20 protein-coding genes and 2 pseudogenes are annotated in these 21,416 nt (G+C 70.9%); 8 read left to right on the top strand and 14 right to left on the bottom strand.

All coding sequences use genetic code 11. From position 1 onward, the window contains the following. Nucleotides 1–10: 10 nt before the first annotated feature. Together ACZ418_RS03715 and ACZ418_RS03710 are read right to left on the bottom strand one after the other, a co-directional pair. Nucleotides 11–754, bottom strand: coding sequence for a zinc ribbon domain-containing protein (locus ACZ418_RS03715; protein ID WP_468356884.1), 744 nt, complete (start codon nucleotides 752–754; stop codon nucleotides 11–13). Nucleotides 755–767: 13 nt separating this feature from the next. Then, nucleotides 768–1,616 (bottom strand): Nif3-like dinuclear metal center hexameric protein, encoded by an 849-nt coding sequence (locus ACZ418_RS03710; protein ID WP_468356356.1) that lies wholly within the window; start codon nucleotides 1,614–1,616, stop codon nucleotides 768–770. A 187-nt stretch (nucleotides 1,617–1,803) separates the two neighbouring features. Between ACZ418_RS03710 and ACZ418_RS03705 the strand changes: the two genes are divergently transcribed. Then, a complete protein-coding gene (locus tag ACZ418_RS03705) occupies nucleotides 1,804–3,165 on the top strand; it encodes a hypothetical protein (RefSeq protein WP_468356353.1) in 1,362 nt (453 codons plus the stop codon). Nucleotides 3,166–3,261: 96 nt separating this feature from the next. Then, nucleotides 3,262–3,420: a hypothetical protein gene (locus ACZ418_RS03700; RefSeq protein WP_450980888.1), complete on the top strand. Its 159-nt coding sequence runs from the start codon at nucleotides 3,262–3,264 to the stop codon at nucleotides 3,418–3,420. A gap of 52 nt (nucleotides 3,421–3,472) precedes the next feature. Here ACZ418_RS03700 and ACZ418_RS03695 read toward each other — a convergent pair whose 3' ends face one another. From ACZ418_RS03695 to ACZ418_RS03685, 3 genes are read right to left on the bottom strand one after another with little or no spacing between them, the layout of a single operon-like run. Then, nucleotides 3,473–4,465 (bottom strand): 3-oxoacyl-ACP reductase, encoded by a 993-nt coding sequence (locus ACZ418_RS03695; RefSeq protein ID WP_468356349.1) that lies wholly within the window; start codon nucleotides 4,463–4,465, stop codon nucleotides 3,473–3,475. Nucleotides 4,466–4,479: 14 nt separating this feature from the next. Further along, nucleotides 4,480–5,556, bottom strand: coding sequence for a Zn-dependent alcohol dehydrogenase (locus tag ACZ418_RS03690; RefSeq protein WP_468356346.1), 1,077 nt, complete (start codon nucleotides 5,554–5,556; stop codon nucleotides 4,480–4,482). Between the two features lie 25 nt (nucleotides 5,557–5,581). Then, nucleotides 5,582–6,457, bottom strand: a complete 876-nt coding sequence (locus ACZ418_RS03685) for a MaoC/PaaZ C-terminal domain-containing protein (RefSeq protein WP_468356343.1) — start codon at nucleotides 6,455–6,457, stop codon at nucleotides 5,582–5,584. Nucleotides 6,458–6,779: 322 nt separating this feature from the next. Here ACZ418_RS03685 and ACZ418_RS03680 point away from each other — a divergent pair, with 322 nt between their 5' ends. Continuing rightward, nucleotides 6,780–8,051, top strand: a complete 1,272-nt coding sequence (locus ACZ418_RS03680; protein WP_468356340.1) for a sensor histidine kinase — start codon at nucleotides 6,780–6,782, stop codon at nucleotides 8,049–8,051. Here the strand turns inward: ACZ418_RS03680 and ACZ418_RS03675 are convergent. Then, nucleotides 8,029–9,588 carry an alpha-L-arabinofuranosidase B gene (locus ACZ418_RS03675; RefSeq protein WP_468356337.1) on the bottom strand — a complete coding sequence of 520 codons (1,560 nt, stop codon included), beginning with the start codon at nucleotides 9,586–9,588 and terminating at the stop codon, nucleotides 8,029–8,031. The genes ACZ418_RS03680 and ACZ418_RS03675 overlap by 23 nt on opposite strands. A gap of 307 nt (nucleotides 9,589–9,895) precedes the next feature. Here ACZ418_RS03675 and ACZ418_RS03670 point away from each other — a divergent pair, with 307 nt between their 5' ends. Next, nucleotides 9,896–10,537: a response regulator gene (locus tag ACZ418_RS03670; RefSeq protein ID WP_468356334.1), complete on the top strand. Its 642-nt coding sequence runs from the start codon at nucleotides 9,896–9,898 to the stop codon at nucleotides 10,535–10,537. Nucleotides 10,538–10,550: 13 nt separating this feature from the next. Here the strand turns inward: ACZ418_RS03670 and ACZ418_RS03665 are convergent, their stop codons facing one another. From ACZ418_RS03665 to ACZ418_RS03655, 3 genes are read right to left on the bottom strand one after another with little or no spacing between them, the layout of a single operon-like run. After that, on the bottom strand, nucleotides 10,551–11,351 hold the full coding sequence (locus tag ACZ418_RS03665; protein ID WP_468356331.1) for a hypothetical protein: 801 nt from the start codon (nucleotides 11,349–11,351) through the stop codon (nucleotides 10,551–10,553). Beyond that, on the bottom strand, nucleotides 11,351–11,890 hold the full coding sequence (locus tag ACZ418_RS03660; RefSeq protein WP_468356328.1) for a SigE family RNA polymerase sigma factor: 540 nt from the start codon (nucleotides 11,888–11,890) through the stop codon (nucleotides 11,351–11,353). The genes ACZ418_RS03665 and ACZ418_RS03660 overlap by 1 nt, the downstream gene beginning before the upstream one ends. Before the next feature lie 51 nt (nucleotides 11,891–11,941). Then, nucleotides 11,942–13,372: an MFS transporter gene (locus ACZ418_RS03655; RefSeq protein ID WP_468356325.1), complete on the bottom strand. Its 1,431-nt coding sequence runs from the start codon at nucleotides 13,370–13,372 to the stop codon at nucleotides 11,942–11,944. Between the two features lie 209 nt (nucleotides 13,373–13,581). Between ACZ418_RS03655 and ACZ418_RS03650 the strand changes: the two genes are divergently transcribed. Both ACZ418_RS03650 and ACZ418_RS03645 read left to right on the top strand, forming a co-directional pair. Next, nucleotides 13,582–15,327 carry an MFS transporter gene (locus tag ACZ418_RS03650; protein WP_468356322.1) on the top strand — a complete coding sequence of 582 codons (1,746 nt, stop codon included), beginning with the start codon at nucleotides 13,582–13,584 and terminating at the stop codon, nucleotides 15,325–15,327. 133 nt (nucleotides 15,328–15,460) lie between these two features. Next, a complete protein-coding gene (locus ACZ418_RS03645) occupies nucleotides 15,461–16,111 on the top strand; it encodes a class I SAM-dependent methyltransferase (protein ID WP_468356319.1) in 651 nt (216 codons plus the stop codon). Nucleotides 16,112–16,388: 277 nt separating this feature from the next. Here ACZ418_RS03645 and ACZ418_RS03640 read toward each other — a convergent pair. The 5 genes and pseudogenes from ACZ418_RS03640 to ACZ418_RS03620 all read right to left on the bottom strand — a co-directional run. Further along, nucleotides 16,389–16,619, bottom strand: a pseudogene (locus ACZ418_RS03640) (Scr1 family TA system antitoxin-like transcriptional regulator); the annotation flags it as partial. Beyond that, a pseudogene (cutA, locus tag ACZ418_RS03635) lies at nucleotides 16,619–16,864 on the bottom strand (divalent-cation tolerance protein CutA); the annotation flags it as partial. The pseudogenes ACZ418_RS03640 and cutA, both read right to left, overlap by 1 nt. Nucleotides 16,865–16,939: 75 nt before the next feature. Then, nucleotides 16,940–17,416 (bottom strand): hypothetical protein, encoded by a 477-nt coding sequence (locus tag ACZ418_RS03630; protein ID WP_468356316.1) that lies wholly within the window; start codon nucleotides 17,414–17,416, stop codon nucleotides 16,940–16,942. Nucleotides 17,417–18,452: 1,036 nt separating this feature from the next. Next, nucleotides 18,453–18,599 (bottom strand): hypothetical protein, encoded by a 147-nt coding sequence (locus tag ACZ418_RS03625; RefSeq protein ID WP_468356313.1) that lies wholly within the window; start codon nucleotides 18,597–18,599, stop codon nucleotides 18,453–18,455. After that, on the bottom strand, nucleotides 18,557–19,480 hold the full coding sequence (locus tag ACZ418_RS03620) for a hypothetical protein (RefSeq protein ID WP_468356310.1): 924 nt from the start codon (nucleotides 19,478–19,480) through the stop codon (nucleotides 18,557–18,559). Before ACZ418_RS03620 ends, ACZ418_RS03625 begins: the two co-directional genes overlap by 43 nt. Before the next feature lie 26 nt (nucleotides 19,481–19,506). Here ACZ418_RS03620 and ACZ418_RS03615 point away from each other — a divergent pair, with 26 nt between their 5' ends. Both ACZ418_RS03615 and ACZ418_RS03610 read left to right on the top strand, forming a co-directional pair. Then, a complete protein-coding gene (locus ACZ418_RS03615) occupies nucleotides 19,507–20,469 on the top strand; it encodes an N-acetylmuramoyl-L-alanine amidase (protein ID WP_468356308.1) in 963 nt (320 codons plus the stop codon). Between the two features lie 83 nt (nucleotides 20,470–20,552). Continuing rightward, nucleotides 20,553–21,350 (top strand): hypothetical protein, encoded by a 798-nt coding sequence (locus ACZ418_RS03610; RefSeq protein ID WP_468356305.1) that lies wholly within the window; start codon nucleotides 20,553–20,555, stop codon nucleotides 21,348–21,350. Nucleotides 21,351–21,416: the final 66 nt, after the last annotated feature.

The raw sequence follows: 21,416 nt of genomic DNA, 5'->3' as shown, positions 1-21,416 counted from the left end.
TTACCGACTCTTACAGACCCGACTCGGCCGTACGCACCAGGATGCGGCGGCAGTTCTCGCAGCGCACCACGGTGTCCGGCGCCGCGGCGCGGATCTCGTTCAGCTCGGTGATCGCCAGCTCCTGGCGGCAGCCCTGGCAGGTGCGGGCGTACAGCTTGGCCGCGCCGATGCCGCCCTGCTGCTGGCGCAGCTTGTCGTAGAGCTTGAGCAGGTCCGCGGGGATGCTGCCCGCGATGACCTCGCGCTCCTTGGTCACCGTCGCCACCTCGCCGTCGATCTCCTCGAACGCGGCGTCCCGGCGGCCGCTCGCGTCGTCGATCTTCGACTGCACCGACGCGACCCGCTCGGTCAGCTCGTTCACCCGCTCCTGCGCGGCCTCACGGCGCTCCATGACCTCCAGGACCACGTCCTCCAGGTCGCCCTGGCGCTTGGCGAGGGAGGCGATCTCGTGCTGGAGGTTGGACAGGTCCTTGGGCGAGGTGACCGCGCCGGAGTCCAGGCGCTGCTGGTCGCGGGCGGCGCGCTGACGCACCTGGTCCACGTCCTGCTCGGCCTTGGTCTGCTCGCGGGCGGTGTCGCTCTCCTCGGTCTGCGCGGCGACGAGCAGGTCCCGCAGCTGGGTGAGGTCCTTGTTCAGCGAGTCGATCTCGGCGTGCTCGGGCAGCGACCTCCGCCTGTGGGCGAGTTGCTGCAGGCGGACGTCGAGGTCCTGGACGTCGAGGAGTCGGATCTGGTCGGCGGGCGCGGCGTTCAGTTGGGGGCTCCTGTTAGTTAGACGCGGTGGTGGACGCCGCGTGGGCGGTCCAGGGGTCGGTGACCGTCTTGGAGACGTGGACGCGAAGGTCCCAGCCGCGGCGGTCGGAGATCTCGTCGAGCTGGCTGGCGGCCAGCTCGCACCAGGGCCATTCGGTGGCCCAGTGCGCCGCGTCGAGCAGCGCGAGGGGGCTGTGGGCGACAGCCGCCATGAATTCTGCGGCCGGGTGGTGACGCAGGTCGGCGGTGAGGAAGGCGTCCACTCCGGCGGCGCGTACGTTCTCGAAGAGGCTGTCGCCGGAGCCGCCGCTGACGGCGATCGTGCGGATGACGGCCTCGGGGTCGCCGGCCACCCGGATGCCCTGCGCGGTGGCGGGCAGCCGCGCGGCGGCGCGCGCGGCCAGCTCGCGGAGGGGCAGCGGGTGGTCCAGCTCGCACACGCGGCCGAGGCCGCGGCGGCCCTCCGGGTCGGTGGGGTCCGGCACCAGCGGTCGTACGACACGAAGGTCCAGCGCGCCCGCGAGGGCGTCCGAGACACCCGGATCCGCCGTGTCGGCGTTGGTGTGGGCGACGTGCAGTGCGATGTCGTTCTTGATCAGTGTGTGCACGACACGGCCCTTGAAGTGGGTCGCCGCCACCGTGGTCGTACCGCGCAGGTACAGCGGGTGGTGCGTGACCAGCAGGTCGGCGCCGAGCTTCACCGCCTCGTCGACGATCTCCTGCACGGGGTCGACGGCGAACAGGACCCGGGTGACCTCCTGGTCGGGGTCGCCCACGACCGTGCCGACCGCATCCCAGGACTCGGCCCGCTCGGCGGGCCACAGGTTCTCCAGTGCGGCGATGACTTCAGACAGACGGGGCACGAAGGCAAGGCTACCTGGCTGGTCCGGGCGGCCGTACCGCATCCGTCCGGTCTGACCCCGGTCAGCACAAAGGCCCCGCTTTCCTCAGGTGAATCGCTTCTGCACCACCCGTATGTGTGAAGCCGGAGTGGGCCGTCCCACGTCTGCGCGTCCGAAAACTAGCTTCGTGGCCGGAGGTGACCGAACGATGACGGCCTGTGCGATCGAATCCCCGTCCACGGGCGGGGCCGACGGCGTACCGGGGACGGCGTTCACCGTGACGGCGGACGGCGCGTACGCGGCCCGGCTCGCGTCGGCCGGCGACTGCTGGTTCCCGGAGCGCTGGACGCTGGACGGCCCGGAGCCGTACGCGGTGCCGTTGCCCGGCAACCAGCCGGAGGAGCCCGGCACCGAGGTGCAGCCCCTGTCCGACGGCCGGGTGCTGATCCACCGGCTGGTGGAGCACCGGCACGCCTTCTCGCTGCTGTACCCGACCGGCCCCGGCACCGGTGAGCTGCCGCTGGGCGCGGTGGAGTGCCTTGAGCCCGGCACCCGGCTCACCCTGCTGCCGCCCGCCCCGGGGGGCGTGCGGGCGTACGCCCTCGCCGTCGGGCCGCGGTCGAGTGTGGTGTGGCTGGTGGCGGGCGGGGCGTTCGGGCCCGAGCGGCTCGCCGAGGTACCGGGACGCTGCTCGGGCGGGGTGTGGCTCGACCGCGCCGAGCGGATGCTGGCGCTGGACCGGGAGCTCGGCGGCGGGCCGGTCAAGACGGTCGTGGTGGACCTGGAGCGCGCCGAGGTCTCGCCGCTGCTGCAGATCGCGGCCGGGAGCGACGACCGGCTGCTGCTCGCCGACCCCGACAGCGGGCTGCTGCTCCTCTCCTCCGACGCGCCCTCGCCGGGGCAGGAACGATTGGGCTGGGGCGTGCTCGGCAGCACGCTGCCGGTGCGCTTCCCGGAGAGCCTCAGGGTGCCGGACTGCGCGGTGACGCCGTTCGCGATCCAGCCCGGGCAGGTGCTGATGCCGGAGAGCTGCGCGGTGGCGCTGCGCATCGACGGAGCGTTCGGCAACAGCTGGATGGGCATCTGGCGGCCGGCGGGGCGGCAGCTGAGCCATCTCCCGGCGCCCGAGGGGTGGCTGACCGGGGCCGGGCTGTGGACACGGGACGGGGTGCTGCGGCTGCCGTACGCCACGGAGGAGACTCCGTGCGGCGTGGCGGAGCTGACGGTGCCCAGGGGGGAGATGGCCGCGGCGAGCAGTACTGCCGCGGCACGGGGGGACGCGGGACCGGAGGGTCCGGTCCGGGACGGCACGGCTGCCGGGGCGCCCGAGGCGCCGCCGGAGCCGACGGCACCGGATCCTCCGGGACCTGCGGGGTGGCGGGCCTCGGAGCCTGCGGGGCGGAGTTCGCAGCCCGGGGAACCGAACCCCCCGGAAACCGCGGGGTGGGAAACCCGGGAGCCTGTGGAGCCGGAGATTCCGGAGTCTGTGGAACCGGGGGTTCCGGAGCCCGCGGCGGCGCGTCCTGTGCCGTTGCAGCAGGCGCCTCTGGGACGTCTTGTAACGAACTAGTGCCGGTTGGCGTGTGCGCCTGGATTCGGCCCGTGGTGCGCCGGTTACACTCGCCCGGCTGTACGAAAGATCATGTTGACGGGGTGAATACTTCCGATGAGCGACACCAGCACGACGGACCAGCTGTCTGCCGACTCTCTGGAGGCTGCCGGCCACGGCCGGCACCGGGGCCCGGTCGCGGCCCAGGAGAGCGAGTCGGCTCCGCACGGCCGGCACCGCAAGCCGGCCCAGCAGACCGCGGAGGCGGCTGCCTGACGGTGGTAACGGAAGAGGGGGCGTCCGACGGGCGCCCCCTCTTCTCCTTTTCTCACCCGCGTTTGAGTCCCAGCACCTCCGCCGCCGCGAAGGTCTCCCCCGGCGGCCGCTGCGTGTAGTGCGGGGTGAGGAGCGCGTCGAGTTCGTCGTAGCTGAACGTCTCCTGCTTGCTGTCGAACTTCGCCCGCACCCGGGGCCGTTCGACGATCGCGACCATGCCTCCGTGCACGACGAGCAGCTGGCCGTTGATCCCGGCGGCGGCCGGCGAGGCCAGGTAGCCGACGAGCGGGGCGACATGCTCGGGGGCCAGCGGGTCCAGGCCCTCGGCGGGCCGCTCGAACCCGGCGAAGACGTCCTCGGTCATGCGGGTCCGGGCGCGCGGGCAGATCGCGTTGGCCGTGACGCCGTACTTGGCGAGGGCGAGGGCGGTGGAGGTGGTCAGGCCGACGATCCCGCCTTTCGCGGCCGCGTAGTTGGGCTGGCCGGCGGAGCCGGCGAGGAACGCCTCCGACGAGGTGTTCACGATCCGCCCGTACACCTGCCCTCCCCCGGCCGCCTTGGACCGTTCCCGCCAGTGCCGGGCGGCGAAGTGGGTGGTGTTGAAGTGCCCCTTGAGGTGGACGCGGATCACCGAGTCCCACTCGTCCTCGGTCATGGAGAAGACCATGCGGTCGCGCAGGATGCCCGCGTTGTTGACGAGGATGTCCAGCTTGCCGAACTCGCCGACCGCCAACTGGACGAGTTCCTGCGCTCGTTGGAAGTCGGCGACGTCGCCGGTGTGGGCGACCGCCCGGCCGCCTTGTGCGCGGATCTCGGCGGCGACCTGTTCGGCCGGTCCCGCCGAGGCCTCCCCCGAGCCTCCCCCAAGCTCTCGGCTGCGCTCGAGCTCGGGGGGACCCCCATCGGCCGGACCCCCGTAGTCGTTGACGACGACGGCCGCGCCGAGCCGGGCGAGTTCCAGGGCCTCGGCCCGGCCGAGCCCGCGTCCGGCGCCGGTGACGACGGCGGACAACCCCGTCAACGGCCCCTCGGATGGCAGTGCCATACCGGTCCCCGTCCTCAGATCTCGATGCACGTACGCAGGGCCGTCCCGGTACGCATCTGGTCCAGCGCCTCGTTGATCTCGGTCAGTCGGACCCGGTGGGTGATCAGGCCCGCCAGATCGACGCGGCCGGCCCGCCACAGGGCGATCGTGCGCTCGTAGGAGCGCAGCACGTCACCGCCGCCGTACATGGACGGCAGGATGCGCTTCTCGTCGAAGAACAGCTCGAACATGTTGAGCTGCAGGAAGTCGTCCATGGCGCCGGCGCCGACCACGACGAGGGTGCCGCCGCGCCGGGTGTTCTCGTAGGCGGTGCGGGCGGTGGCCGACCTTCCGACGACCTCGAAGACGTAGTCGAAGCCCTCGCCGCCGGTGACCTGCTGCTTGGCGTCGGCCAGCGCCTCCGGCTCAACCGCCTTGGTGGCGCCGAACCTCAGCGCGGACTCACGCCGGGAGGCGACCGGGTCCACGGCGACGATCTCGGCGGCGCCCTTCAGCCGCGCCCCCTGCACCGCCGAGATGCCGACGCCTCCGCACCCGATGACGGCGACCGACGAACCGGCCGCCACGTCGGCGGTGTTGAGGGCGGCGCCGAGACCGGTGGTGACCCCGCAGCCGATCAGCGCGGCGATGTCGAAGGGCACGTCGTCCGGGATCGGCACCGCACAGCCGGCGTCCACCACGACCTCCTCGGCGAAGGTGCCGGTGCCGGCGAAGCCGAAGACGTCACCGCCGGAGCGCCTGAAGTTGGGGGTACCGGCGTTCATGAACCCGGCCAGGCACAGCTCGGTCTGCCCGCGCCTGCAGGCCGGACAGGCGCCGCAGGCGGGCAGCCAGCAGATGACGACCCGGTCGCCGACCTTCAAGTGCCGTACGCCTTCCCCCACTTCGAGGACCTCACCCGCGCCCTCGTGCCCCGGCACGAACGGCGCGGGCTGCGGCAGCACCCCGTTCATCGCGGACAGGTCCGAGTGGCACAGCCCGGTCGCCCGCACCCGGACCCTGACCTTGCCGGGGCCGAAGCCCACCGCCTCGACGTCGTCGAGGACCTCCAGCTTTTCCTGGCCGATCTCGTGCAGTACGGCTGCGCGCATGGTGCGGCTCCCCTCGACACTGGTTTCAGGAGTGCTCTACGACGGTGTCCGCGAGGACCGGCGCGTCCCCGCGCTCGACGGCGCTCACGGCCACCCGCACGCTCCCCTCCTGCCGCCACATGCGGATGCGCAGGGTCTCCCCCGGGTACACGACGCCCGCGAACCGGGTGGTGTACGACCGCACCCGGCTCACATCCCCGCCGAGCAGCGTGTCCACGACCGCCTTGAGCGTGATGCCGTAGGTGCACAACCCGTGCAGGATCGGCTTGTCGAAGCCGGCGAGCTTGGCGAACTCGGGGTCGGCGTGCAGCGGGTTCCAGTCGCCGGACAGGCGGTAGAGGAGGGCCTGGTCCTCGCGGATCGGGCGCTCGACGGTCCGGTCGGGTTCGCCTGCGGGCGGATCGAGACGGACGGAGGGGCCCCGGTCGCCACCCCACCCGCCCTCCCCCCGTACGAAGATCTGGGCGTCATTCGTCCACAGCGGCCCGTCGGCGTCGGCGACCTCGGTGCGCAGCACCAGGACGGCGGCCTTGCCCTTGTCGTAGACGGCGGCGAGCCGGTTGGTCGCGGTCGCCCTGCCCTCGGCCGGGATGGGGCGGTGGATCTCCAGCGTCTGTCCGCCGTGCAGGACCTTGGCGAGCTCGACCTCCACGCCGGGCATGGACAGCCCGCTGATCACTCCGGGTGCGCCGGAGCCCGCGACGGTGGCGAAGCTCGGCAGGACGTGCAGCCGGGACTCCAGGGTGTAGCGCAGCTCGTCGGGGTCGGTTGCCGGGGCGCTCTTGTCGGGGTCGGCTCCCGCGCCGATGCCGAGGTGGTAGAGCTGGACGTCCTTGGTGGTCCAGGAGATCTCGCCGGTCCGGGGTTCGGCCGCGAGGGCTCGGCTTGCGTCGATGGGCATACGGCTCCTGACACTGGCGGTCCAAGACCCCGGTGCGGACGTCCGCACCGTCGGCCGCACCGAGGTCGCTACGGGCCGATCTAGAACGCGTTCCAGTCCGGCGCCCTCTGTATAGCCCAGCGCTCCATACTTGTGAAGGCTCCTGACGCTGTGTCAGCTCCGGAGATCGGCTCGGCGGGACAGTGACATTTGTACTGCCGTAGTCCGTACACGCGCATCTGCCGGGAGCGGGGCCGGATCCGTAGCGTCGTAGAGGGGCACGCACCGGATACCGGTGCGATCATCATGCTGACCGCTTGGCCCATTTGACCGGGGGAAAGATATGACGTGGGCATGTGGAGTTCGGTGCCAGCTACAGGCCTTTCGGGCCGAGCGGCGCCGGTGGAAGGCCGAGCACGAGCGCTTCAGGGCCGCGCAGCGGGCCGCCCGGAAGGAGGGCAAGGAGCCGGACGTCGACCATCCGGGCCCGCCGCCCACCGGCTTCGTCCTGCTGCCCTGGCTGCTGATGGGGATGGGGTCCTTCTCCAACCTCCTCCAGGGCAGGACCCCGAACCCGTGGATCGGCAGCCTGGGCCTGTTGACCTTCAACAGCCTCTACATCTACGTCACCTTCCGCTCCTTCGAACGGGAGAAGCGCGAGGCGGTCTCCACCCGGGTGGCGCTGCTCGTCATGGGCCTGGTGACCACAGGTCTGGCGCTCGGTTACGGCGGCAACTGGCTGATGTTCTTCCCGCTGCTGGGGCTGGCGACGGGTGCGGCCCTGCGCGGTCCGTGGCTCGGCCGTACGGGTGTGCTGCTGGCCGCGTACGCGGGTGCGGTCTCCGCTGTCCACGACGGCTCGGACGCGGTGAACATCGCCTACGGCACCTTTCTCTCCAGCATGGTGACCGCCGCCATCCTCAGCCTGTCCGAGGCGGTACGGGAACTGCGCGCCGCCCGCGAGGAGTTGGCCCGGCGCGCCGTGGAGAAGGAGCGGCTGCGCTTCTCCCGGGATCTGCACGACCTGCTCGGGCACACGCTGTCGGTGATCGTGGTGAAGTCGGAGGCGGCCCGGCGGCTGGCCCCGCGCGACATGGACGCGGCGCTGGGCCAGATCACGGACATCGAGTCGGTGGGCCGGCAGGCGCTCACCGAGATCCGCGAGGCGGTGACCGGCTACCGGGAGGGAAGCCTGGCCACCGAGCTGACCCGGGCCCGCTCGGCACTGTCGGCGGCGAGTGTGGAGCCGGTGGTACGGCAGTCGGGGGTGCCGCTGGAACCGCAGACGGAGGCGCTGCTGAGCTGGGTGGTGCGCGAGGCGGTGACGAACGTGGTCCGGCACAGCGACGCGGGCCGCTGTGAGATCACCGTCGACAGCGGCGCCGAGCAGGTCCGGCTCACCGTCACCGACAACGGCAGCGGCAAGGCCGTCAGCCGGCCCCAGCAGGGCATCGGCGGCACCGGGCTGAAGGGGCTCACCGAGCGCCTCGCGGCGGCGGGCGGCTCACTCAGGGCCGGCCCGTCGCCGCGCGGCGGTTTCACGGTGACCGCCGAACTCCCGGTGGAGTCGGCGGAGTTCGCCGAGGCGGTGGCTACGGCGCCCAGGGCGCGCTGACCGCCCAGCTGACGTCGTTCGTCCAGGACGTACTGCTGTCGAAGTCGTTGGACCCGCCGTCGCTCGCTATGTACAGGTTGTAGTTGTAGTGGCGCAGATATCGCGTCGGGTAGTTGTACGAGGCGAACGAGGTGCCGGTGCCGCTCTTGCCGGCCTGTGGGCAGAACGTGGCGTCGGCCCGGAACTGGGCGGTGCCGTCCATGGGCTGCCGGTAGAGCTTGAAGTTGTAGTGGCGCAGATAGTCACCGGGATAGTTGCGCGACTCGAAGGAGACGCAGGAGCTGTCGGCGAGTCCCTTGCGCACGATCCAGGTGGCGTCGTTCTTGTCCAGGCTGGAGCTGCTGGAGGTGATGGAGGAGATGACGCCGGCGCTGTTCTGGTGGCGGACGTAGTCGCTGGTGCAGCAGGAGGTGGTGGCGCGCAGCGAGATCTCGGAGCCGGCGCCGAGCGTGCCGGTGCTGCCGGTCGCACCGCCGTAGCCGACGGAGACGATGTCGGCCTGGACGGCGTCGTCGGCGGCGTCCGTCGGGATGCCGGAGGTCATGACGCCCTCGAAGAACGAGCCGATGGAGCCGTTGCTGTTGTCGCCGCCGGTCCCGAGGACGATCGCGCCCTCCTGATGCATGGGCGAGTATCCGCTCGTGGTCGGCTCACCTCCGGAATAGGTGGTCGTGAGCCCACCGGATTGTGCATTTCCCCATTTGAGCGCGAAATGGTTCTGACCGTTGTTCTTGAGCAGCGCGGTCACGAACGGCAGGGGTCCGGTGCCGGTGTTGGCGGAGTTCTTGCTGTATCCGGCGTCGGACTGGAACAGCCCGTTCTCCAGGTCGGCCTGCACCCAGGGGCCCTGCCCGTAGCAGGGGGAGAACCAGCACTCGGTGCCGAAGTTGATGGCGTCCATGTGGCCGTTGCCGGTGTCCTTGTTGTTGGTCTCGGCGTTGCCGTAGTCGAAGCAGCAGCGGCCGTTGACGTGGGTGCCGGAGGTCACCATGTACATCCCCTCGGCGGCACCGTTGGTGGCGACGCCGGAGGTGGAGTTGTCGCGGTAGCCCATGCCGGCGGAGATCTCCAGGCCGTAGACCTGGTGGCCGCCGACGGTCACCGGCAGCGCGTCGGCGGGCGCCCCGACATCGGCCGCGCCGGCCCCGCCCGCACCCTCGATCGTGAGGTCGTTGTGCCGGGAGGACTGGTCGTAGATCTTGGTGATGATGCAGGTCGTGCCGGAACAGAAGGAGTCCTGGGCGGCCGCGTTCGCGTATCCGCCGGCGGCCAGCAGCCCGATGTCCTTGGTGGCGCCGTCCGAGGCCCGCTGCACCTGGTAGAGCGAACCGCTGTACGAGGAGTACAGCGCCCGGACCAGGCTGTGCGCGGCGACGCAGGGGGTCCCGGCGGCGGCGTAGACGTCACAGGGCAGCGAGCTCGCGGCGGCGGCCTGGGGTGCGCCGACGCCGAGGAGCAGCGCGGCGAGGGTCGCGCAGACGGCGAGCACGGACAGGGCGGCGCTTCTCAGCCGCGGGTGGACGTGGGGGGATCTCACGGGCACGGTGCACCTCGGATTCTCTCGTTCGATATCCCGGACGTCGTTCGACCGAAATACCGAACCTATTCGACGGTGGAAATTGCACGGATTCCTGGAAATGCAGGGGCGATTGTTTGAGTACCGCCGGAGACCGTCAACCCCCGCCGCACCGGACAATGCCAAGTCTTTAATCGACGACGGCTGCCCGCGCCCTGAGCAACTTCCGGAAGAAACCCGTCTCTTCGGGCATCGGCCAGGCGATGTCCGGCGAGGCCGGTGTGCCGAGCGCTGCGGTGGGCCGGGGTCCCGGCCGTAACCTGACCCCATGAACGAGATGCCCCGGGAGCACCGGTCCGGCAAGTCCATTCGGGTGCTGCTCGCCGAGGATCAGGGCATGATGCGGGGCGCGCTCGCTCTGCTGCTCGGTATGGAGGAGGACATCGAGGTGGTGTCCCAGCTGGGCTCGGGCGACGGCATCGTGGACGCCGTGCTCGCCCACCGGCCGGACGTGGCCCTGCTGGACATCGAACTGCCGGGCATCAGCGGGCTGGACGCGGCGGCCGAGCTGCGCGAGCAGGCGCCCGACTGCCGGGTGCTGATCCTCACCACCTTCGGCCGGCCCGGCTATTTGCGCCGGGCCATGGAGGCCGGGGCGGCCGGGTTCCTGGTCAAGGACGGGCCCGTGGAGGAACTGGCCGCGGCGATCCGGCGCGTGCTCACCGGGGAGACCGTCGTGGACCCCGCGCTGGCCGCCGCCGCGCTCAGCGCCGGGCCCAGTCCGCTGACGGCCCGGGAGTGCGATGTGCTGAAGGCGTCGGTGGACGGGGCGACCGTCGCCGACATCGCCGACAAGCTGCATCTGTCCGAGTCCACCGTCCGCAACTACCTGTCCTCGGCGATCGGCAAGACGGGCACCCGCAACCGGGCAGAGGCGGTACGGGAGGCCCGGCAGCAGGGGTGGCTGTGAGTCACGTGCGCTACTACTGGATCACCTCCGCGTTCTGGTAGGCCGTGCCCTCCGGGGCCGTGCAGGCGAACCACTCCACCGGCGAGCCGGCCACCGCCTGGGGCTCGACCACGGTGCTGGTGCCGTCCTCCCAGCCGCACCTGACCTGCCGGGCGGTGATGGCGACCGCGCCCACCACGAGCCGCTCGGGGCCGTCGGAGTTCGCCTTGCCCAGGGGGAGTGCCCCCGACATCAGGCCCGTGCCCCTCTCGGGCTCCCACTTCTTCACCGTGTGGAAAATGATCGTTCTGAGCGGGTTGTCGCCGTAGTAGAGGCCCGAGTAGTACGAGGTCATGCCGACCAGGTGCCGGTGGTCGGGAAGCGCGGCCGACTCGATGCCGTACTTGCGCATCGCGGCCAGTTGCACGGCCGCCTCCGACTCGTCCCGCGGCGCTCCCCACACGGAGACGACCACACGCCAGCTCTTGCCATGGTCCGTCCCGCGCGCCAACTCCGTTTCCTGCGGAATGTCCACATGCCGGGCCTCGGGGGTGGACGGTTCGGCCGCCACGCTCGTCCGCCGGTCCCCGTGACCGCCGCCGGGCAGCCCGGTCACCGCCAGCGTCACCCCGGTCGATCCCGCCAGCACCAGTGTCGTGGCCGCTGCCACCGCCCAGCGGCGGGCTCTGCGCCGCCGGCCGCGGCGGATGACCGCCTGGACGGGGGCTATGCCGATCTCGACCTCGTCCGCGGCGTCCGCGAGGAGGAAGGCGATGTCCGTCTGCGTCATGTCGGCCGTCCCGTTCATGTCGTGGCTCTCCCGGTCCGCGTTCATCACTTCCGCCCTCCGTGCGTCACCGTCTCGGCCAGTCCCGGTATGGCCCGGAGTTTGGCGATCCCCTTGGCCGCGTTGCTCTTCACGGTGCCGACCGAGCAGCCCATCGCCTCGGCCGCCTGGGTCTCCGTCAGGTCCTCCCAGTAGCGCAGGACCACCGCCTCCCGCTGCCGCACGGGCAGTTGGGCGAGCGCCTTGAGCAGCGCGCTGCGGTCGTCGGCCTGCGCGATCCGGTCCCCCGTGTCGGCGATCTCGTGCACCAGGCCCGAGTCGTCCCTGGGAGCCAGGAACTCCTTGAGTTTTCTCCGGTGCTTGCGCGCATGCAGATTGATCATCACGCGCCGTACGTACGCCTCCGGTTCGTCGGCGGCGCCGACCTTGCGCCAGGACACATAGACCCGCTCCAGGGTCGACTGGACCAGGTCCTCGGCGGCGTGCTGCTCCCCCGTGAGGAGAAATGCCGTACGCATCAGCCGCGGCCAGCGGCCGATCATGAAGCTCTGGAACTCCTCGTTCCGAGCCTGCTTCCCGTCCCCCATGGGCACCTCCTAGATGTCAGAAGGAGTCCATGGGCGGCCCGGACCGTTGCCTCACGTCGAAGAAATTCTCCGCGGCAGCCACACCAGCATCAGCACCGCCCCGCCCAGCAGCACCGCCGTACTGGCCCGGAAGGCCAGCGCATAGCCGTCGGTCAGCGCCTCGGGGCCGTGCCCGCTGCCCGTGCCGGCCGCGGCGACGGTCGACATCACGGCGAGCCCGAGCGAACCACCCATCGTGCGCGAGGTGTTGACCAGTCCCGACACCACACCGGCCTCGCCCGGTGCCGCCCCGGACGTGGCCAGGGAGGCGAGCGGCGTCGCCGCGAGGCCCGCGCCGAGCATCATCAGGATCCCCGGGATCATGATCGCGGTGAGGTACGCCTCGTGCGCACTCATCGTCGACTGCCAGCCGAAGCCGGCCGCGGCCACCAGCGTGCCCAGCGCCGCCACGGTCCGCGGGCCCGCGAGCCGCATCAGGCGCGGCGCCAGCTTGGAGCCGACGACCACGGACAGCGAGCTGGGCACCAGGGCGACCCCGGCCTCCAACGGCGTGTAGCCGAGGACGTTCTGGGCGTAGAGGGTCATGAAGTACCACATGCAGAACATGGCCGAGCCGCTGAGGAACATCGCCGCGTTGGCCGAGGCGACCGAGCGCAGCCGGAGCAGGCCGAGTGGCATCAGCGGGGCCGCCGTACGCGCCTCGACCAGCAGGAACAGGGCGATGAGCGCCGACCCGGCGAACAGCGGGAGGAGCGTTGCGGGGGACGTCCAGCCCTCGGCCTCCGTCTGCGAGATGCCGTAGGCGAGGGTCGCGAGGCCGGCCGTGACCAGCAGCGCGCCCGGCAGGTCCAGGCGCCGCCCGTCGCCGGCCCGGCTCTCGGTGAGCCAGCGCACCGAGCCGGCCAGCACCAGCGCGCCCACCGGCACGTTGATCAGCAGCACCCAGCGCCAGGAGAGCACGTCCACGAGCACCCCGCCGACCAGTCCGCCCGCGGCCCCGCCACCGGCGCCGACCGCGGTCCAGGTGGCGATCGCGCGCGCCCGCGCCGCCCCCTCCGGCACCGCGGACGTCAGCAGGGTCAGCGTCGAGGGGGCCAGCACCGCCGCGCCCAGCCCCTGCACGGCCCGCGCCAGCAGCAGCTGCCAGCCCTCCTGGGCGAGGCCGCCGCCCAGCGAGGCCAGCGTGAACAGGCCGAGGCCGACCAGGAACATCCGCTTGCGCCCGTACAGGTCGCCGGCCCGGCCGCCGAGCAGCATGAACCCGGCGAAGGCGATGGCGTACGCGTTCACCACCCACTGCAGGCCGGACGCGGTCAGGCCGAGGCCGGACCGCATGGACGGCAGGGCCACGTTCACCACCGACACGTCGAGCACGACCAGGAACTGTCCGGCGCAGGCGAGCGCCACCACCAGCCAGGTCGGCGCGGCCGTGCGGCGGGATATGAGGGGTGCGGTGTCGGCGGCTTCCAGCATGGGTGTCATGCTCTCAACCCGGTTACGGTCCTTGCATCAGCATTTCGGACCACGGGTGCCTGGGTCGTGCGTCCTACACCCCTCGCAGCATCGCCCTGACGAGCGATCAGAAACCCATGACCTGGTCAAGGATTTATTAGAGGCCTGAAGCAACGGAATAGTTGCCTGCGCATACGAGGTTTACCCAGCACTTATCACTACGGGGAGGCCTCGACTCCATGACCCACACGACGACCGACCAGCCGGCCCGGAGGGCGAGCGGCGCCGTGGTCCCGGTGCTCGCGTTCGCGGGCATCGTCGTCGCGGTGATGCAGACCCTGCTGGTGCCGGTCATCAAGGACCTGCCGCAGCTGCTGCACACCGCGCCCAGCAACGCCACCTGGGTCCTCACCTCGACCCTCCTGTCCGGCGCCGTCGCCACCCCGATCATGGGCCGGCTCGGCGACCTCTACGGCAAGCGGCGGATGCTGATCCTCAGCCTTGCCGTGATGGTGGTCGGCGCCCTGGTCAGCGCGCTCACCAGCCAGCTGCTCACCATGATCGTCGGCCGTACCCTGCAGGGCTTCGCCATGGGCGCGATCCCGCTCGGCATCGGCCTCATGCGGGACATGCTGCCGCGCGAGAGGCTCGGCTCGGCCATGGCCCTGATGAGCTCCTCGATCGGCGTCGGCGGCGGCCTCGCGCTGCCCGCCGCGGCCCTGGTCGCCCAGCACACGAACTGGCACGCCCTGTTCTACGGCGCCGCCGGCCTCGGCGCGCTGTCCATCGTCCTGACCCTCCTGGTCGTGCCCGAATCCCCGATGCGGGCCGAGGGCTCCTTCGACCTGCTGGGCGCGACCGGCCTGTCGACCGGCCTGGTGCTGCTCCTGCTGCCCATCACCAAGGGCAGCGACTGGGGCTGGTCCTCGGGTACGACGCTCGGCCTGTTCGCCGCGTCGGTCGTGGTCCTCGTCCTGTGGGGCCTGTTCGAGCTGCGGATCCAGGCGCCCCTGGTCGACCTGCGCACCACCGCGCGCCCGGCCGTCCTCTTCACCAACCTCGCGTCGATCATGGTCGGCGTGGCGTTCTACGTCGTCTCCCTCGTCCTGCCCCAGCTGCTCCAGCTGCCCAAGGCCACCGGCTACGGCCTCGGCCAGTCCATGGTCGTCGCGGGTCTGTGCGTGGCCCCGCTGGGCCTGACGATGATGTTCACGGCTCCGGTGTACGCCCGGCTGTCCGCCAAGTACGGTCCGAAGGTCACCCTGATCATCGGCCTGCTGATCATCGCGCTCGGCTACGGCGGCGGGCTCGGCCTGATGGACGCGGCCTGGCAGACCATCGTCACCTCCGTGGTGCTCGGCGCGGGCATCGGTCTCGCCTACTCCTCGCTGCCCGCGCTGATCGTCGGCGCGGTCCCGGCCTCGGAGACCGGCGCGGCGAACGGCCTCAACACCCTGATGCGGTCCATCGGCACGTCGGTGTCGAGTGCCGTCATCGGCATGGTGCTCGCCAACACCGCGAAGAACGTGGGCGGTATCGCGATCCCGACCATGCACGGGTTCCGGGTGTCCTTCCTGATCGCCACGGCCGCGGTCGCGGTGGGCCTGCTGATGGCCCTGTTCCTGCCGAAGGCCTCCCGGCCGGGTCAGCAGCACACTCAGCTGCGGGCCAGCAGCGAGGAGGACGCCGTGCTGGAGCGCGCCGAGGAGGTGCTGCGGGGCTTCCGGGGACGGGTTCTGGATGCCGACGGTGCGCCGGTCGCCCGGGCCAGGGTCACTCTGATCGACCGGCGGGGGCGGCAGGCGGGGGCGACCGTCTCCGACGAGGACGGCAGCTATGCGGTCGCCGTGCCGGAACAGGGGGCCTATGTGCTGGCCGCACGGGCTTCGGGGCATGGGCCGCTCGCGTCTTCCGCCACGCATTCGGGCGAGGAGCGGCCGGTCGATCTGGATCTTTCCTTGCCTGAGGAGATTGTGAACGCGTAGAACTCGGGGGGACTGCCGGCCGGCGGCTGCGGCTTCGTCGTGGCTGGTCGCGCCCACGCGGCGGAACCGCATATAAATACAGCCCCGCGCCCCTTTGGGGCGCTGTCACAGCCGTACGACCGAGAGGCCCCCTATGACCGCCGCCCCCAAGCCCGAGATCCTGGCCGCTTTCGAGGCGGCCAAGGGGTTCATGCCCGTGGACGAGGGGCTGGCGCTGTACGGAGCTGCCGTGGAGGCGGGGCGGCTGGGGCTGCCGTTGCTGGAGGTCGGGACGTACTGCGGGCGGTCGACCGTGCTGCTGGCTGACGCGGCCCGTGCGGCCGGGGTCACGGCGTTGACCGTGGACCATCACCGGGGCAGTGAGGAGCAGCAGCCCGGGTGGGACTACCACGACCCCGGGACCGTCGACCCCGAGGTCGGGCTGATGGACACCCTGCCGGCCTTCCGGCGGACGCTGTTCAAGGCGGGGCTGGAGGAGCACGTGGTCGCCCTCGTGGGCCGCTCCCCGCAGATCGCGGCCATCTGGAACTCCCCGCTCGGGCTCGTCTTCGTCGACGGCGGCCACACCGACGAGCACGCGAGCGCCGACTACGAGGGCTGGGCCCCCCATGTGGCCGAGGGGGGACTGCTGGTCATTCACGACGTCTTTCCGGAACCCGAGGACGAGTTCACCGGGCAGGCCCCATACCGGGTGTACCTGCGGGCGCTTGAGTCCGGGGCGTTCACGGAGGTCTCGGTGACCGGTTCACTGCGTGTCCTGCGGCGAACGGCAGCGGGGATCTGAGAAACGGATCCGGGAGGCGGCCAGCCCTGGATGAGGCTGGACTCGGCGGCGAGCCAGTGGTCGCCTGAAGCGATCGAGGCGGGGACTTCCTGATCCCATGCCGCGCCGGCGAGTTCCGGGTGGCCGCTGCACTCGGCGAGCCACGCGTCCCCGGCCTCGTACAGTGCGGCGGAGAGCATCGGGTGGGTCATGACGCGACCGTATGCAGGGCGATTGCAGCCCTGCGCGCCGATTGCGCGTGATTGCGCGCCCAGTTGGAGGCGTTGCGGCTGATTGCCTACGAGAGGTCGAGAGAGGCCCGTGCACGGCCGATCAGCCGCCGTGCCGGTGGCCCGTACTCGGCGGACTCAGCGAGCCAGTCCCACGCCCGCTCGTACAGCTGCAGGTCCTCGTCGCCGGTGAGCCACAGTTCCTCGCTGATCGTCTCGACGATGACCAGGCGGCGGTCATAGATCCAGAATGCGTGCGGGACGGTGCGGCGCAGCTGCGCGCCGAACGGGATGATCCCGCGCACACCTCGGGGCTGTCCCACGGGTGATGCTCGATCAGGTGGGCCTCCAGCTCGGCGTACCGGGCGCCGGTCGTCTTGAGGAGCAGCTGGTATTCCTCGCTGGTGCCGAACTCCCCGGCGTGCCAGAACACGGACGTTAAGGGTCCGATGATCTGGGCACCCGCGGCGAGCCGGGCCTGGACGGCGGACTGGGCGAGGGCGACGGCCTGTTCGCGGGTCTCGGTCGCGGTGGACACGGTCAAGTAGTCAGGCGTGCCGCGAGGCTACCGACGCCCGGAGACCGGCACCGCGGCTGCCCGGTCAGGGTGTGGAGTTGATCAGTTCCTGGGTGACGTCTTCGATGGCCTGGTCGAGTTCCTCGTCGGAGAGGTCACCGCAGACGCTGTAGCCGACGGAGGCGTCGATGCCGTCCGTGGAGTCTTGGAGTTCGGCCTTGATCCAAGCGCGGCACTCGTCTGAGATCTGCGGGTGTGAACGGGAACGGGGCTGGCGCTGTCGATGATGTCCCCGACCGCCTTGTCGGCCTCGTCGCTGGCCAGCCACTCTTTCGTGACTTCGCCAGCGAGTCGCTGGGCGGTCTTGTCGTCGATGCCGTTGCAGGCGGCGGGGCGGCTGCTGGTGGCGGTTGGGCCGGCGCCCGTCTTCGCCGCGTTGGCCATGCTCTTTCGGAGTTGCTCGGCCATGGCCGTCTTGCAGGCCGCCGGGTTGACTTCGGTACCGGAGCCTGAGTCGCAGCCAACCGTGAGGGCGGCGAGGGCGAGCAGGACGGCGCAGGCGGCAGTGCGGGTGCGCATGGTCCCCCCAAGGACGTGCGTGTCGAGGTGGGCATCATGCTCGGCGCGAGTCGCGAGGGTGTGCGGTGTGTCCGTGTTGTGACCCCGCATGGGTGACCCCAATCGCACAAGGGCGTTGGCGGATTCGAGGAGTCACCGTGGCGTGATCACGGCCGTGCACGGTCGAGAGTGAACCCCACGGCTGCACTGCGCGTCGCGTCCGGTGACGCCCACTCACGGGACGTCGTGACTCCACGTCAAGACTCGCGCGACCGTCCAGAAACAATTCGAGGTTCACGTTGCCGCCATGCTGGCCTCAGCCGCCCACCTGACGCGCCGTGATTGACCCTGAGTGGACATGGCGGATGTGAGTGGATACCGTCGAAATGTGGGCGCCGCAGCCGGAAATGATCGGCAAATCAGACACACGGCGCCGAAGGCGCAACCCGCCGCCATGTGGTTGCCCAGATGACTTACGCAGAGCGTTCAACGAGCCATCTGTCGCAATAGTTCACCCCTGACCGGGATAAGGCAGGCGCCAATGCTCGCCCCCGTTTCTGGAATGGGAAATACCATGCACGCGAAGCGATTCCTCGTACTGCTCCTAGCCCCACTCGCCGCTGGGAGCGTGACATTCATGCCTGGAGTGGGACCGCAGGCCGTCGCTGCCCCGCCCGGCTCAGCCGCTCTCACAGCACAGTCCACGCACACCCTCGCCCCTCAGTCACGCCGGGACTATCGACGCGGTTACAACGACGGTCGCTACGACGGTCAAGATTGCGATGACTACAGCCCGTCGAGTTACAACCGGGATTACCTCCGGGGGTACGACGCCGGATATTGGGCCTATTACGACTCAGCCGGATGCTGACTGGCAATAGCAATTCGACCCTTCCAGGTCGGCGCCGAGCACCGATGGTGGGCTGTGAGCTAGCCGGGGACGCCTCGAAGATGGTCGAAACCAGAAACTTCCCAGGTCGCCGCCGATACCAGGGGCGAAACCGGTTTCGGATCAACGTGAAACCACAGGCTTGATCCGAAACCGGCCCGAGGGCCCCTACTCGCCGTCCCCGTCGGCCGGGAGATCGGTGTACCGCAGTCCCTTGGCGCCCCCGCAGCACTCCCTGATGGTGATCTGCTTGGTGGAGATCCTCAACGGCCTCAGGGCCGCGCTGAGCGCGGTGGAGGCGGCCGCGGTGTCCATTCCAGGTCTTCGTCCTCGTCGCCGGACACGTACCGATGGCAGATCGGCTTGACCGCGTCGCGGTCGCCGGATCCCTTCAGCTCGTAGATCCACAGTTCGGCGGTCGGGTCGGGGGCGACGCCGATGACGATCGCCAAGGCGCAGGACGTCTTGCCGGAGCCGGGGATGCCTCCGACCAGCAGGTTCGAGTACATGAGGGTGATCTCGACCAGGTCGCCGCGCGGGTCGAACCCGAACGGGAGCGGCTCGTAGACGTCGGCCTGGCCGTCCTTCATGAGCGGACACAGCTTCCGGCCGGCCTTCGCCGGGTCCCGCTGCGCCACCCACAGCACCGGGCGGCCGGGGTGCGCGGTGCGGTCGGCCTCCGGCCACACCGTACTGATGGGGCGGCGCATGGCGGCGGCGAGGGCCTCCCGCTTCTCCAGTACCTCGGTGCCCTTCACGCCCGGGGGCAGGTCGACCTCGGCGCGCCGGCCGGGCCCGTCCCGCATCACCTCGGACGCGAACTCCACGCCGCGGCGGCCCTTCTTGCCCTCGAAGCCGATCGCGGCGAGGGTCTCGAAGACCTCGGTGGAGTCGAGGCGGCGCAGGACGTTGGTGGCGACGTAGCGGGTGATGAGCGGCTTGTCGCCCTTCTTGCCGAAGGCGCCTGCTGCTGCGGCGGCGGCCACGTAGGCGGTGAGGGTCCAGCCGGGCACCAGGAAGGCGCTGACCAGGGTGGTGATGCCGGTGGCGGTGGCCACGGCGAGGGACGCGATGCGGCGCGGCCGGACGCGGCGGGAGTGCTCGCGGCAGAGGGCGAGCCAGGCCTCGATGTCCGGGGAGGCGGCGGCCTTGGCCTCGACCGGGCGGGCCTCGGTGTCGGCGGTCCGCCTGGACACCCTGGACAGCCGTTAGGGTGGCAGACGTGTCGTACCTAGGCCCGGAGTTCGATCCCCCGCAGCCGCGCCGGCCCCGGCGTGGCCCGCTGACCGTGGCGCTCGCCGCGCTGGTGCCCGGTGCGCTGCTCGGCTGGGTGGTGTACGAGGCGGTGGGCGGCGGTGCCGGGGACGGCGGCGTGCGTACGGCCTCCGCCGCTCCGGCGTCCGGTACCTCCGCCGCGTCCTCCCCGTCCTTCTCCCCGTCCGCTCGCTCCGCTTCCCCTTCCGCGACGGACGACGGCAAGCAGTCCTCGGCGGGTTCCGCGTCCGGTCCGCTCAAAGGCAAGGTCGTGGTCATCGACCCCGGGCACAACCCGGGCAACTTCCAGCACGCGGCGGAGATCAACCGCAAGGTGGACATCGGCACGAACCTCAAGGAGTGCGACACCACCGGGACGTCCACCAACGCCGGTTACACCGAGGCCCGGTTCACCCTCGACGTCGCCCACCGGCTGCGCACACTGCTGGAGAAGCAGGGCGCCACGGTGAAGCTGACCCATGACGGCGACAGTCCGGCCTGGGGGCCGTGTGTGGACCAGCGGGCCCGGATCGGCAACGACGCGCACGCCGACGCGGCCGTCTCCATCCACGCCGACGGCTCGGCGGAGGGCAACCGCGGCTTCCATGTCATCCTGCCGGGCTCGGTGCACTCCGGTGCCGCCGACACCCGCCGCATCGTCGGACCCTCGCACGACCTCGGTGCCCGCATCGCCGGGAACTTCCTGCGCGACACCGATGAACCGCCGTCCAACTACCTCGGCAACGGCACCGGTCTCGTCACGCGCACGGACCTGGGCGGTCTCAATCTGTCAACGGTTCCCAAGGTGTTCATCGAGTGCGGCAACATGCGCGATAGCAAGGACGCGGCACTGCTGACCAGCGGCGCCTGGCGGCAGCGGGCGGCGCAAGGGATCTCTGAGGGAATCGTGAGTTTCCTGCGCGCTTCGTGACCGACGGGCGGAACCGGCCGGACAGCCGGATCTTGCGGACGGTAGTGTCTACCGACGACGAGACGACTCACGAAGGACCTGAAGTGAACATCCGCTCCCTCACTAGAGGCGACGGCGTGGTGATCGGAGCAGCGGTGTTGCTGTTCATCGCGTCGTTCCTCAAGCTCTACTCCTACTCGGTCTCCGGCTTCTCCGACAGCCAGAGCGTGTGGGACGAACTCGGGACGGGCCTCGGCACGTACATGGGGGCCGTCATCGGTGCCGCGCTGATCGTCCTCAACCGCTGTCTGCCGCAGCAGCGCAAGGTGTTGGGCCTGGACCTCGGCATGGTGGGCACGGGTTTCACAATTCTGTCCGCGTGGACCCTCTTCTGGACGCTGGTGGACGTGCCTGACCACGTCGACGCCGGCTCCGGCCTGATCCTGGGGTTCATCGCGGCGCTCGTCCTCGCCGCCGCCGCCGTCGCGACCCCCCTGGTCCCGGCCCTCCAGGGCGCGCTGCTCCCGGCCCCCGCGCCGGTCGCCCCGCAGCCCTACGGCGCCCAGCCGCCCGGTGGTTACGGGTACCCGGGTGCGCAGCCGCAGCCGGGACAGCCGTACGGCGCCCAGCCGCAGCCGGGTCAGCCGTTCGGGCAGCAGCCTGCCGCGCAGGGTGCTCCGACGGCGGCGCAGCCGCCCGTCGCGGACTTCTCGCCGTTCTGGTTCGCCGTGCCGGTGACCCGTCCGCTGTTCGCGGAGGACGGCTCGCCCACCCCGATCGCCGAACTGGCGCCGGGCACCTGGTACCTGGCCGTCGAGCAGCGCGGTGCCGCGCTGGTCGCGCAGACCCAGGACGGCCGCCGGGGCGTGCTCCAGGACACCTCCGGCATCCAGCGCGGCTGAGCCCCGCACAGGCGCGCACGGCCCCTCGCCCTTCCGGGCGGGGGGCCGTTGTCGTACAGTCACCTC

It is taken from the genome of Streptomyces sp. NPDC030820 (genome assembly GCF_055572075.1).
The sequence above is the reverse complement of the archived record's forward strand: the minus strand, read 5'-3'. Positions and strand labels throughout refer to the sequence as shown.

What these genes read in the sequence shown, in the direction of transcription:
- ACZ418_RS03705 (WP_468356353.1), top strand. Translation starts at nt 1,804, where the DNA reads ATGACGGCCTGTGCGATCGAATCCCCGTCCACGGGCGGGGCCGACGGC.
- ACZ418_RS03630 (WP_468356316.1), bottom strand. Translation starts at nt 17,416, where the DNA reads ATGCGCACCCGCACTGCCGCCTGCGCCGTCCTGCTCGCCCTCGCCGCC.
- ACZ418_RS03670 (WP_468356334.1), top strand. Translation starts at nt 9,896, where the DNA reads ATGAACGAGATGCCCCGGGAGCACCGGTCCGGCAAGTCCATTCGGGTG.
- ACZ418_RS03680 (WP_468356340.1), top strand. Translation starts at nt 6,780, where the DNA reads ATGACGTGGGCATGTGGAGTTCGGTGCCAGCTACAGGCCTTTCGGGCC.
- ACZ418_RS03660 (WP_468356328.1), bottom strand. Translation starts at nt 11,890, where the DNA reads ATGGGGGACGGGAAGCAGGCTCGGAACGAGGAGTTCCAGAGCTTCATG.
- ACZ418_RS03645 (WP_468356319.1), top strand. Translation starts at nt 15,461, where the DNA reads ATGACCGCCGCCCCCAAGCCCGAGATCCTGGCCGCTTTCGAGGCGGCC.
- ACZ418_RS03700 (WP_450980888.1), top strand. Translation starts at nt 3,262, where the DNA reads ATGAGCGACACCAGCACGACGGACCAGCTGTCTGCCGACTCTCTGGAG.
- ACZ418_RS03690 (WP_468356346.1), bottom strand. Translation starts at nt 5,556, where the DNA reads ATGCGCGCAGCCGTACTGCACGAGATCGGCCAGGAAAAGCTGGAGGTC.
- ACZ418_RS03650 (WP_468356322.1), top strand. Translation starts at nt 13,582, where the DNA reads ATGACCCACACGACGACCGACCAGCCGGCCCGGAGGGCGAGCGGCGCC.
- ACZ418_RS03685 (WP_468356343.1), bottom strand. Translation starts at nt 6,457, where the DNA reads ATGCCCATCGACGCAAGCCGAGCCCTCGCGGCCGAACCCCGGACCGGC.
- ACZ418_RS03625 (WP_468356313.1), bottom strand. Translation starts at nt 18,599, where the DNA reads ATGGACACCGCGGCCGCCTCCACCGCGCTCAGCGCGGCCCTGAGGCCG.
- ACZ418_RS03695 (WP_468356349.1), bottom strand. Translation starts at nt 4,465, where the DNA reads ATGGCACTGCCATCCGAGGGGCCGTTGACGGGGTTGTCCGCCGTCGTC.
- ACZ418_RS03655 (WP_468356325.1), bottom strand. Translation starts at nt 13,372, where the DNA reads ATGACACCCATGCTGGAAGCCGCCGACACCGCACCCCTCATATCCCGC.
- ACZ418_RS03665 (WP_468356331.1), bottom strand. Translation starts at nt 11,351, where the DNA reads ATGAACGCGGACCGGGAGAGCCACGACATGAACGGGACGGCCGACATG.